General features: G+C 32.9%; 10 protein-coding genes. 1 reads left to right on the top strand and 9 read right to left on the bottom strand.

Annotated elements, in window-relative coordinates:
- Positions 1-41 precede the first annotated feature (41 nt).
- A complete protein-coding gene (locus tag R9X47_RS09525) occupies positions 42-716 on the bottom strand; it encodes a hypothetical protein (RefSeq protein WP_432666567.1) in 675 nt (224 codons plus the stop codon).
- A gap of 545 nt (positions 717-1,261) precedes the next feature.
- Between R9X47_RS09525 and R9X47_RS09530 the strand changes: the two genes are divergently transcribed.
- The gene (locus tag R9X47_RS09530; RefSeq protein ID WP_432666568.1) at positions 1,262-1,780 is read left to right on the top strand and encodes a hypothetical protein; all 519 of its coding nucleotides are present in this window, start codon (positions 1,262-1,264) and stop codon (positions 1,778-1,780) included.
- Positions 1,781-2,062: 282 nt separating this feature from the next.
- Here R9X47_RS09530 and R9X47_RS09535 read toward each other — a convergent pair whose 3' ends face one another.
- The 8 genes from R9X47_RS09535 to R9X47_RS09570 all read right to left on the bottom strand — a co-directional run bounded on the left by R9X47_RS09535 (position 2,063) and on the right by R9X47_RS09570 (position 11,683).
- A complete protein-coding gene (locus R9X47_RS09535; RefSeq protein WP_432666569.1) occupies positions 2,063-3,754 on the bottom strand; it encodes a hypothetical protein in 1,692 nt (563 codons plus the stop codon).
- Positions 3,755-4,203: 449 nt separating this feature from the next.
- Complete coding sequence (locus tag R9X47_RS09540) at positions 4,204-4,941, bottom strand: nucleoside phosphorylase (RefSeq protein ID WP_432666570.1); 738 nt, start codon at positions 4,939-4,941, stop codon at positions 4,204-4,206.
- Positions 4,942-4,943: 2 nt separating this feature from the next.
- A complete protein-coding gene (locus tag R9X47_RS09545) occupies positions 4,944-6,281 on the bottom strand; it encodes a dihydrolipoyl dehydrogenase family protein (protein ID WP_432666571.1) in 1,338 nt (445 codons plus the stop codon).
- Between the two features lies 1 nt (position 6,282).
- Complete coding sequence (locus R9X47_RS09550) at positions 6,283-7,188, bottom strand: ABC transporter permease (protein ID WP_432666572.1); 906 nt, start codon at positions 7,186-7,188, stop codon at positions 6,283-6,285.
- Positions 7,188-8,249 (bottom strand): ABC transporter permease, encoded by a 1,062-nt coding sequence (locus R9X47_RS09555; protein WP_432666573.1) that lies wholly within the window; start codon positions 8,247-8,249, stop codon positions 7,188-7,190. The genes R9X47_RS09550 and R9X47_RS09555 overlap by 1 nt, the downstream gene beginning before the upstream one ends.
- A complete protein-coding gene (locus R9X47_RS09560; RefSeq protein WP_432666574.1) occupies positions 8,249-9,778 on the bottom strand; it encodes an ABC transporter ATP-binding protein in 1,530 nt (509 codons plus the stop codon). Before R9X47_RS09560 ends, R9X47_RS09555 begins: the two co-directional genes overlap by 1 nt.
- 120 nt (positions 9,779-9,898) lie before the next feature.
- Positions 9,899-10,969, bottom strand: coding sequence for a BMP family lipoprotein (locus R9X47_RS09565; protein ID WP_432666575.1), 1,071 nt, complete (start codon positions 10,967-10,969; stop codon positions 9,899-9,901).
- 30 nt (positions 10,970-10,999) lie between these two features.
- On the bottom strand, positions 11,000-11,683 hold the full coding sequence (locus R9X47_RS09570; RefSeq protein ID WP_432666576.1) for a Crp/Fnr family transcriptional regulator: 684 nt from the start codon (positions 11,681-11,683) through the stop codon (positions 11,000-11,002).
- Between the last annotated feature and the right edge of the window lie 38 nt (positions 11,684-11,721).

The raw sequence follows: 11,721 nt of genomic DNA on the forward strand, positions 1-11,721 counted from the left end.
CTACATGTTGCAATACAGTTCATCATTATAAAATTTTGCTATTAGTACAGCTTTTTAACAACCTTTCCATTCTCAAAAACAACATGATACGCTATATCACCTTTTGAATCATAACGAATAAATTCACCGTTTTTTGCATCCGCTTTAAAGTGACCGATCTGCCATAATTGGCCGCCCTTTCTGTTGAATACCCACTTACCCTCCATTTTTTCATTCTTGATCATACCCTGAGCTTTTACTGATCCATCTTCAAAGTAGTTAATAAGCTGATCTCCTTTGATTTCAGATTTTAATTGACCGTTCTTGTATTGTTTACCTACTTCATGAGTAACTTTTTTATTAGATTTTGTTGAACTTTTGGGTTTCTTCTTTGTTGCTTTGGCCTTCAAGGTTTTAGTATATTCAAAGCTTCTTTTTAAATAATCCACCATAACTTCTTTGTCCATCAGTACCTTCTCAGGAACCTCAACATACTCCCTAATCATTGAACCATAGTTTTCGAATTCCCTCGCACCATATTTCTCCATAAACAGCTCTCTGTCTTCCTTGGATAATCGAATACCGAGGACACCATCTTTCCTCATCATTGTGAACATGTTCCCGTTTATGGAAGTATAGGGCGATCCTTTACCCTTACGTTCTACTCCATCAATTTCAGAAACAATCAAATCGTATTGTTCTAGTGATTTCTCTGGTATTCCAGTGCTCTTAGCCATAATCAACATCCTTTCTTCATCAGTACTTGTTATTAATACTCTGTAATCAATTCATCTAGATTTAAGGAAATAGCTCCTAAGTATCGGACTTTATAAATCCTATTAAGCAATTATTATATTTGTAATTTCCTCATTTTGATTTTCAACTTCAACACCATCTCCAAATTCGAAATGCATTTATGCAATTACTGATTTAAATATACTTGATGTTAACATTTTTTTCTGACATAACTTATCTATATTATACAGGTGTTAAATGACATAATGGGCCATGAACTCTATGATTATTATACCAATATAATAATCAAATATTGTATATCTAAATTAGTTTTGTTATTTAAATCAACTTTTCTAGTCTAACAACTTTCTTTTGTTAGTGCAAAATATAATAACATAGTATATAATTCCATAGTCCTAAAGTAATTTTATAATAAAAAAATACTTTACATCACAAAACCATCACATTGTACGAATATAATTGGCTCATGAAATCAAAACTCTTTCCCTTAAGGAAAGTAAAAAAAATTGTGAAGGAGAGAAATGTTATGAAAAACTTAAATCATGAAAGACTAATCGAAAAAAGTAGAAAAAGATCTACAACGCGTAGGATGTATCTATTAATTGCTATTATTATGATAGCGAATTTTGCACTAGTGACAACATCCTTTGCATCAAACGATCAAGGAGTGTTAAATAGCGTAGCAATTGAAATGAAAAATAGTGCTGCAACAGCTAATGAGGTTGCAACAGCATTAAATAATGCCTACAATGCTACTGAAGAAGAAGCAGTAAAAGCATTAAAAGCCGCAGAATATGAAGTAGAAGAGGTGGCTGCTGTAATAAAAGATGCTTATAATGAATCAACAAAAGGAGCAGCAAAATTATTGAAAAAAGCTGGATATGGTGCTAAATCAATTGCGAAAGCTCTTGACTCTGCATATAAAGCCTCAGCAAAAAGTATAGCAAAGGCATTGAAAAGTGCAGGTTATGGATTCAGTAAAGTAATAAGTGCACTTAACAGTATAGGAAAAAGTATAGGCAGTTGGATTAATAAAATATTTTAATAATTGATATCTATTAATATTTTATATTGTTTACCTAAAAATCTCATTTGGACGAATTGCAGGTAACAGCAGTTCAGGTTTTCATAGCAAGAAATACATGAAGAGTCCTCAGATAATGAGGACTCTTCATGTATTTTTAAAATAACTCAAAATTTATCCTTTAGTTATGGTACGGCTCAACTTACATATATCAGTAATTTTTAGATGCATTGAAATAAACCTTAGTCCCATATAATACGTCACTTTAAATACTATTATATTTAGGTACACCTTTTTATATATTTAAGAACTATATTTTTCTAAAAGCATTAATTCCGAAGTTTCAAAAGAACTCAGAGTAATTGAGCTTAAATCGATGGATACAGGTTCAAAGGTAACTTTATCTTTTATATTAAATGAGTTTAAAACAATTTTTTCTTCTGATATTTCATTAATTTTTCCCCTATAGTTTTCATTTAGAGTTTTTATTTCTACAAAATGATTTTTTACCTGATAACTATTAAAAATCGTCTCCCAATTTTTTAGGTCAATATAATGTGCTGTATTTAATTTAAAATAATATTCTTTTTGAAGTAGCTCATTGTAAAAATCAGGACAATAGGATAAGGTTTTGATTTGATTTTTCAAGAAAATACAATAGCCGTCTAATCTCAACCCTTCTACCCTTACTGCTAAACAATACTTGCCTTCTTCCTTTAAAAGAATCATTTGATTAAAGGAGCACTGTGATTTAAATTGAATTTTTACAAGTTTTCGAAGCTCTAAATTACATTCTGGTTCTAGACTTTGTAAATGGTCTGCAGTAGCTTCATTTTCAGATAGAACTTCCTTTTTTTCATCTGTTATATTTATGATAGTATTATCTTTTATTTCTTCTAACTTTGTACTCTGTTTATCTTCTATTTCATTATTTAAATCCTTTTCAGGATAAATAAGCTTATAGCTTTCTTCCCGCTTATTATGCTTTTGAGTATCTTCTTTTTGAATAGTTACTTGACCATATTTATCTATATATCTTTGAAATTCTTCTCTTAAAGCATCTTCTCCTATTGCTGTTTCTGAACATTTCACTTTGAACCTTCCAGTTTTTAATAATTTACCTATATCATAATCTAATACATCATCGATTCTTGAGAAAAAATTAGGATTTTCGTTCATAAAAGATTTAATATCGTTAAACCAAATTATTAACGCACCTGAAGTATCCCTTGTTCCCCTTTGTACTTCTACTAATTTAATCACATTCCAATCAAGCTTAAAATTTGCCTGAGGAAATTCAAATCCTTTTTTTGTTAAAATCAGATATGGAGTATGTTTCATTTTCTTAAAAAAATAGAACATAATAGGTATACTTATAAGACAAGTTACCAAGAAAACAGTGGCATTTTCTGCAAATATATTAATAAAAAACAGACTACCTAACCCAATCCATAATATTTTAGATGTACTTTTATTAATTTCTAATCTATCTTGTGATATTTCGCGGTAATATGTAGAATACTCTTTTAAAAACATCTCAATTTTTGATTTTAAATCATCGGTTGAACTTTCTATAAAATTGTAAGGATATTCTATTATTTTATCCTCTTCAAGGGTTTCATTTAAAATATTTGATTGTTGTAATTTTTCATAAAACAATCTTTTCTCTTCTGTCATCACTATATCTTTTCTTAGTTTTATACAAAGGTAATATCTGAAATAATTAAATTTAATATAATATGTATCAATATCATTCCAAGGGATCTCCTTATCAAAAGAATATACTTTGATTCCCTTTTTCTGAAGATCAAAAACAATTAAAGGCTTTTTAATCCAATCAAACTTAATAGGATTTTTATAAAACAATATGAAATATGCTGCACCCAAAACGAAGACTGTTGTAATAATACCCAAAGATAACCAGCTAATAACTAAAGTACTTAAAATAATACCAAAAACTAATTTCCTATTGTAAACTATTTTAATATCCTCCATAATTTATCTCCCTCTTTTTGTGCTTATTCTATTTTGAAATCATATTCTATATTCTAACGTCTGTATCACACCCTAAACTTTAATAAACTTACTCGCTAATAGCAATCCAACTTCTGTATTTAACTTTTCACTACAGATATTAATTCTATAAATATTGTAATTATTCACAATTTAGTTCTTGGAAAAATTATACACTGTTGTCTAATATATTTCAAATAATATAATTCATGCTATTTATTCCCATTTAAATCTATTACATTTGATATTTAAATTTCATTAAAATAACCGATAAAGCATTATCTGCCCTATCGGTTATATATAACCACATTCTCATATGACACGAGGACAGGTAGCCAGCAACCCTAAAAAGGTAGCGTATCAGATGTGTCTGTCCCCGAGTCATATTTTCAACTTTAATAGTTATATTTGATTTTTTTAGTAATCTTTATTTATAGGTTCCTACTTATCTCATACAAAGTCTCAAGAGCTAAAATTATTTCTCTTCTTTCTCCTTCTTCAGCCATATTATCATTATCTACATAGTTGTTTATCCCGTCCTTTACATCCCCCTTGAACAGTACAACGTTATTTAGTATTGATCCTACCTTTACACCCCTTAGTCTTCCAAGGGTCATCAAGGTGGCTGTCTCCATATCACCGCCAAGTACCCCTTTTGAACTCCAGTACTGTACAACCTCATCTTCGTTATCTATATAGAAAGAATCATGGCTTCTTACTAGACCTAGATGATGGGGATAATTTAACTCCTCAGCCTTTTTCTTAAGTGCTTCGATTATTTCTATATTTGACACGGCTGGATAAATATCTCCTATATACATCTTGGAAGCTCCTTCTTCCCTTACTGCTCCCTCGGCTATAATTAAATCCCCTATGGCAATATTGCTTTGATATGCTCCTAAGCTTCCTATTCTTATGAAGTATTCTCCTCCACAGGCTATTAACTCCTCTAGAGCAATACAGCTAGACGCTCCACCAATTCCAGTTGATACAATGCTGACTTCCATACCTTTATATTTACCCTTAAGGGTCTTAAACTCTCTATTGTTGGCAATCTCCTCATATTCATCCAAGTACTTTGCAACCCGATCTACCCTTGCAGGATCTCCTGGTAGTATTACCATTCTTGCAACATCTTCTTTACTACACTGTATATGTGGCTGTTTCATCTTTAGTCCATGCCCCCTTGAAATTTTAGTGCTGTGTCTAATATTGCTTCTCCTAGTGTAGGATTGATAAATAGTCTATTTTTAATCTCATCTACTCTCAATCCTTCATCTATCCAAATCCCAATATCCCCTATCAAGTCAGAAGCATTTTCGCTGCTTATCCAAAGGCCAATTATTTTGTTATCTCTGTCCGCTAGGATTTTTAAGAATCCCTTATCTATCCCCTTACTAAAACCTCTAAATATATCTCTGAAGTATACCTTTTCTACTCTATACTCTTCTTTTTGAAGCTCGTTTTCCTGGCAACCTGCTCCTGCTATCTCGTAAATTGTATATATTGATCTAGGAAGCGCTTTATAGTTCCTTTTAGGTACTTTATTATTTATAAAATAATCTACCAGCTCTATTCCTTGATTTATCCCTATATGTGCCATTCCAAGCATCCCATTTATATCACCTATAGCATATATGCCATCCATATTTGTCATAAAACGGTCATCAACAGGAATGTTTGAGTCCTTGGTAACTATACCTAGTTCTTTCAAGCCCTTAGGTATATTAGGTTTTCTAATCCCCGTAACCAATACCTTACTTGAGTAGATTTCCCTATCACTAAGGGATATTTTAGCTCTATTGTTTACTATATCTATTTCATTAACTTCTCTTTCCAATATGAATTCTACATTGTTTTCCCTAAGGTAATTTATGCTAAGTTCCTTTAGATCTTCATCATTTCCCCTTAGTATCTCTCTATCCATATCGATAACCGTAACCTTTACTCCTAGGGATGAAAACATAGAAGCAAATTCTATCCCTTCCACATTAGCACCAATAATACATATATCCACTGGAAGTTCTTCCAGATTTATGGCTCCTATATGACTTAAAATTATATCCTCATCTATAGTTATATCTCCAAATCCACTAGGATTCGTTCCTGTAGCTATAACACATTTCTCGAACTCTAAAACTTTATCATTTATTTTAAATTCATTTCTGCTTAAAAAATTGCCATTGCCGAAGTATATATCTACATTTAAGTCCTTTAACTCTTTTTCTATCATGTTTTCAACTTTGTATAGCCCATCTCTTACTGACGTATAAAGATTTTCTAAGGATATCTCACCTTTTAATATTTTGTTCATATTAAGCTTTCTACTTATATTTACATCCCTTATGGTATCTAAGTATTTTTTTACAGGAAGACAGCCTGTCCTAAAGCCCACTCCTCCCAATTTATCCTTTTCAATAACTGCTACACGCTTGTTATGTCTAGCATAGCTTCTAGCGAAATAGTATCCTGCTGGACCACACCCTAATACAATTACATCATATTTCATATTAAATACCCTTTCTCTTTAGTTTTCCTCTAGCCACTAGAAATAGGACAAATACTGTAGCTAGATAAGGTATCATTTGAGTAAATTGTGATGCGATTCCTACTCCTTGAAGTCTGATTCCTAATGCATCAAAGAATCCGAATAAAAGGGCTGCTCCAAAGGTTTTGATTGGATTTGATGCTCCAAATATTATTGCCGCAAGTGCTATAAATCCCTTTCCTGCACTCATGTTTTCTGTAAACAATGTTAAATATCCAAGAGACAAGTGTGCTCCAGCTATACCACAAAATACGCCACATAATAAAGAACTTATATATTTCATTTTCTTCGGGCTTACCCCTACTGTCTCTAATGACTCTGGATGCTCTCCTGCACCTCTAAGCCAATATCCATATGGAGTCTTATACAGGAATATATATACACATATAACTAATATCCAACTGATATATACAAACACAGAATGATTATTAAATATTACATTTAAGAATCCTACTTTATCTATTATCGGGAAATGTATATCGGGCAGTGGAATTATTTTAGGTGATGAGAATGCTCCCTTTACACCGAATATACTTCTTAATAAAAATACAGTAAGTCCTCCTGCAAAAATGTTTATTGCAATTCCTATTATAAACTCATCTGATTCTAGTTCTATTGTAAAAACTCCAAATATAAGCCCTATTACTAATCCCGACAGTACAGCCAATAGAACCCCCGCTAGGGCACTACCGAAGTAGTAGCTTCCTAACACACCAAAGAAGGCTCCTATTAATATCATGCCTTCCATTCCTATATTTAAAATCCCAGCATGCATCGTTAGAAGTCCACCAAGGGCTGCTAGTATTAATGGAGTAGCTGTTCTTATTGTGTTTTGGATGAGTGTTAAATTAAATACGTCCTTTAGCATTATCTCACCAACTTTCCACTTTTTAATCTAAACTTTTTAATTATCTTCTTAAATCCATTCTCTCCCGCAATAAATAGTATAATTATGGATTGGATAACCAAGATAAGCTCTGAAGGTATTCCTGTAGCTAATTCCATAGAATTGGAACCTGTCTTAAGCATGGCAAAGAATATAGACATAAATATAATTCCAATTGGATTATTTCTAACTATAAGTGCTACAAGCATTCCATCAAAGGCATATCCCTTAGAAATGTTTTGTAAAAATCTATAGTGAACTCCATATACCTCAAATGCTCCAGCTATACCTGCAAGTGCTCCCGATATAACCATAGCTAAAATCATATATCTCTTTGTGTTTAATCCTGCATATTTAGCAAATATTCCATTTTCTCCTACAATCCTAAAGTTGTATCCAAAGGATGTCTTCTTTATTAGATAGTACATAATAATAGCTATAATTGCTGTATAGAATATGCTAGTATTCAGCTTTGACAGTCTAACAAGTTTTTGGAACTTAAATGTCTCTGCTATCATCTCTGTTCCACCCATTTTACCTTCTGTTGCTTGGAATGGATAGTTAACTAGATAATTTGTAAAAAGTATCGCTACACTATTGAGCATTATTGTTGTTATAACTTCATCGATTTCATACCTTACTCTTAATACTGCTGGGAAATAGGCATATAGCCCTCCTACTAAAGCCGATGCCATTACTGCAAGAATTACAGCTATAAAAACTGGAAGGTTAGTAAATGTAAACCCTACATAGGCAGCAGCAAATGCTCCTAGGTATAACTGCCCTTCTCCACCAATATTGTATATTCCACTCATAAATGATATGGCTGTAGCAAAACCAGTTAAGATTAAGGGTACTGTCTTTGCAAAGGTTGTAGCAACCTTATACTTTGATCCAAAAGCTCCTAAAACTAGCTCTTTGTATCCGATTAAAGGATTTTGTCCATTTACAAGCATAATCACAGCGCCAATAAGTAATGCCGCGAATATGGATAAGAAAAGAGATATTAAGTACTCCATATTCTCTTTTGTGTTCTTAAACATTAGTCCTGCTCCTTTCTATTGCCTGTCATATAGTATCCTATCTCATTTTTGCTTATTTCACCGTTTTTAAATTCTCCTGTTACTTCTCCTTCATAAAGGGTTATTATTCTATCTGATAATCTAAAAATCTCATCTAACTCCGCAGAGACCAACAATATTGCACAGCCTTCATTTCGCTTTTTCATTATTTGATCGTGTATAAACTCTATGGCCCCAATATCTACTCCCCTTGTCGGTTGAGATATTAGTAGTATTTCTGTATCAAAGGAAAACTCCCTAGCAATAACTACCTTCTGCATATTCCCTCCTGACAGAGAGCCGACCTTTACATCCTCTGAAGCCGTTCTTACATCAAACTTTTCAACTAGTTTCTTGGCATAGTTCCTTATATTATCCCTTTTTAAGTGTATTTTATTTTTACTAAATTCTTCTTTAAATTGATTTCCCATTAATATATTATCGGTTATGCTGGAAACCTTGCTAAGACCAGTTACTAGTCTGTCCTCTGGTATATGGGCTACTCCTAATCCCCTTATCTTTTTGGGGCTAAAGCCTGTGGCATCGACCGTCTTTATAAAGAGTTTTCCCGACTCTATTTTTCTCATTCCAGCCATTGCCTCAACTAGTTCACTTTGTCCATTTCCTTCTATACCTGCTATACCAAGAATCTCTCCAGATTTTATTTTAAAGCTTACTCCATTTAAGGCTTCAAAGCCTCTATTATTCTTCAAACTAAGACCTTCTACACTTATAAATTCTTCTCCCAACATTTCCGGTCTATCTATCTCCTCTAGAAGTACCTCTCTACCTACCATGAGCTCCGCCAGTATTCTTTCATTTACATCCTTTGTATTTACTACGTCTACCAACTTTCCCTGTCTCATTACTGCAACTCTATCGGATATTGCCAATACCTCATTTAATTTATGGGTTATTATTATTACAGTCTTATTCAATTCATTTACGAGCCTTCTAATAACCTTAAAAAGCTCATCAGTTTCTTGTGGAGTAAGAACTGCTGTCGGTTCGTCCAATATTAGTATATCCGCACCTTTATACAGAGTCTTTAATATTTCAACCCTTTGCTGGATCCCAACAGATACGTCTCTGATTTTGGCATTTGGATCTACTTCTAGACCATAGGTTTCGCTTAACTCTTTAACAATATCTACTGCTTTCTTTTTATCTGAAAATATCTTTTTACTTCTTGGTTCACTTCCAAGTACAATATTCTCCGCTATGGTAAAGGATGGAACTAACATGAAATGCTGATGAACCATTCCTATACCCTTCTTAATTGAAGTACTCGGTGAAAATCTTTTTATCTGATCTCCCTTGACATATACTTCACCTGAGGTTGGAGCATGAAGTCCATACATTGTTTTCATAAGGGTAGATTTTCCCGCTCCGTTTTCACCAACTATTGCATATATTTCTCCCTTATTTACATGAAGGCTTATATTGTCATTAGCTAAAACACCTGGAAACTGTTTCGATACATTTTTAAACTCTATAATTTTTTCAGACATATTTCCTTCTTCCTTTCTAAAGCTTTGTTTAGTGCGAAGTGCGATACTGCCTATAAGACTAGCTTTGCACCCAATATGTATTATAAAAAAGAAGAAGCCTGAGCTTCTTCTTTAGTCTAACTATTTCGCTTCTGGTACAGTGATTTCTCCATTTTTAATCTTTTCTTTAAGTTCGTTTACTTTCTTTATCATATCATCAGTTACTATTTGCTTCATATCTTCTGTTCCAAATGCAACATCAACACCATTTTCGTTGATACCATATTGATATACAGAACCAGCTTTAAATTCGCCTTTTTCAATTCTTTCTAAAGATTCATATATAGATAATCCTACTCCCTTAACCATACTAGCTATTATATTGTCAGGGTTTATGTATCTTTGGTCTGAATCTACTCCAATTGCATATTGACCTGAGTCTTTAGCTGCTTCAAATACACCTTCTCCAGTCTTTCCAGCGACTTGGAATACTATGTCTACACCTTTAGCATATAGAGCTAATGCACTTTCCTTACCCTTTGCTGGATCTTCAAAATCTCCTGCAAATATAGTTTCTACCACAACATCAGGATTGATGTGCTTTGCACCTGCTTCATAACCTACTTGGAAGTTTCTGATTACCGGAATATCCATTCCGCCAACCATACCTATCTTAGCTTCTGCATTCATTCCTTCAATGTTTTCATCGGTAGTAGCCATTGCAGCCAATGCACCTGCTAAGAATGAACCTTCATTCTCCATGTAATCTATACACGTAATGTTTGGTACACCTTCAATTACATTATCGATATATATGTAGTTCTTATCTGGGAATTCCTTTGCTACCTCTTGGATAACATCATAGAACTCAAAACCAACAACTACTATTACTTCACTTCTCTCAGACGCTGCTATTAGCTGATCACTGAAAAGAGATGGGTCATTTTTACACTCTAATACAGTAGTCTTAGCACCTAATTTTTCCTTTGCCATTTCAATACCTTCATTACTTGAATCATAGAAGGATCTGTCACCTAAACCACCTGCAACAACTAAGGATACACTAATTCCTTCCTTTGCTTCTTCTGCAGCCTTAGGAGCCTCTTCCTTTTGTCCCTCTTCGGCCTTAGGAGTTTCCTTTGCTCCACATCCCGCAAATACTAGCGATACCATTAGTATCAAGCTTAAAAATAATACTAGCTTTTTCTTCATTAATAATTCCTCCCCATTTTCCTCACACACCTATAGAAATCTTGCTGCTTCCTTTTCTTCTATAAGCCTTTGTAAATTTTTTATTTTAATATAATCATCATCAAGTATGATTATATCATCATCGGCTAATTCTCTTAAGGTCCTATTTATACTTCGTGTAGTTACTACAAACTTCTCACTTAGATACTTTTTATTCAAGAATATCTTGTAATGCTTATGATAATTCTCATTTTTCATGCATTCAACTAGGTATTCACATACCCTAAATTTTAGACAGTATAGGGTATCATAGCTAGCTTTTTGCGATAGTTCGTAGGTACTGCTGGCTAAGGTTTTTGTAAGATAATATAATATACTATTATCTGTCTTTACCCACTTTAAAAATACATCTTTTTTAAGCCTTATTACTTCTGTATCAGTCATAGCCTCTACTCCGCATATAAAGGGCTTATCTGTAAAAAGCTCCAATTCTCCTATGTATGAACCCTTTTCGTATATAGATTGTGAATAGGTTTTCCCCTTTTCCGAGGTATGATATATATTTACAAAACCCTTAACCACTATGTAAAAATATTTACATGGGTCTCCAAACTCACACATGGTCTCATTGGCATTGTAAGTTACATATTCCCATTTACTTTTTATTTCTTCCTTAGACCCTAGTATAATCTTAAATATTTCTAGATCTTTATCTAATATCTTTTCTAAACTCATAGGCTCACCTTAATTATATTAATTTTAGATTAATTATT

The organism is Wukongibacter baidiensis (assembly GCF_050888315.1).
Classification (GTDB): domain Bacteria; phylum Bacillota; class Clostridia; order Peptostreptococcales; family Caminicellaceae; genus Wukongibacter; species Wukongibacter baidiensis.

Coding starts and splice junctions, on each gene's coding strand:
- R9X47_RS09525 (WP_432666567.1), bottom strand. CDS start 716: ATGGCTAAGAGCACTGGAATACCAGAGAAATCACTAGAACAATACGAT.
- R9X47_RS09540 (WP_432666570.1), bottom strand. CDS start 4,941: ATGAAACAGCCACATATACAGTGTAGTAAAGAAGATGTTGCAAGAATG.
- R9X47_RS09555 (WP_432666573.1), bottom strand. CDS start 8,249: ATGTTTAAGAACACAAAAGAGAATATGGAGTACTTAATATCTCTTTTC.
- R9X47_RS09560 (WP_432666574.1), bottom strand. CDS start 9,778: ATGTCTGAAAAAATTATAGAGTTTAAAAATGTATCGAAACAGTTTCCA.
- R9X47_RS09535 (WP_432666569.1), bottom strand. CDS start 3,754: ATGGAGGATATTAAAATAGTTTACAATAGGAAATTAGTTTTTGGTATT.
- R9X47_RS09565 (WP_432666575.1), bottom strand. CDS start 10,969: ATGAAGAAAAAGCTAGTATTATTTTTAAGCTTGATACTAATGGTATCG.
- R9X47_RS09530 (WP_432666568.1), top strand. CDS start 1,262: ATGAAAAACTTAAATCATGAAAGACTAATCGAAAAAAGTAGAAAAAGA.
- R9X47_RS09570 (WP_432666576.1), bottom strand. CDS start 11,683: ATGAGTTTAGAAAAGATATTAGATAAAGATCTAGAAATATTTAAGATT.
- R9X47_RS09550 (WP_432666572.1), bottom strand. CDS start 7,188: ATGCTAAAGGACGTATTTAATTTAACACTCATCCAAAACACAATAAGA.
- R9X47_RS09545 (WP_432666571.1), bottom strand. CDS start 6,281: ATGAAATATGATGTAATTGTATTAGGGTGTGGTCCAGCAGGATACTAT.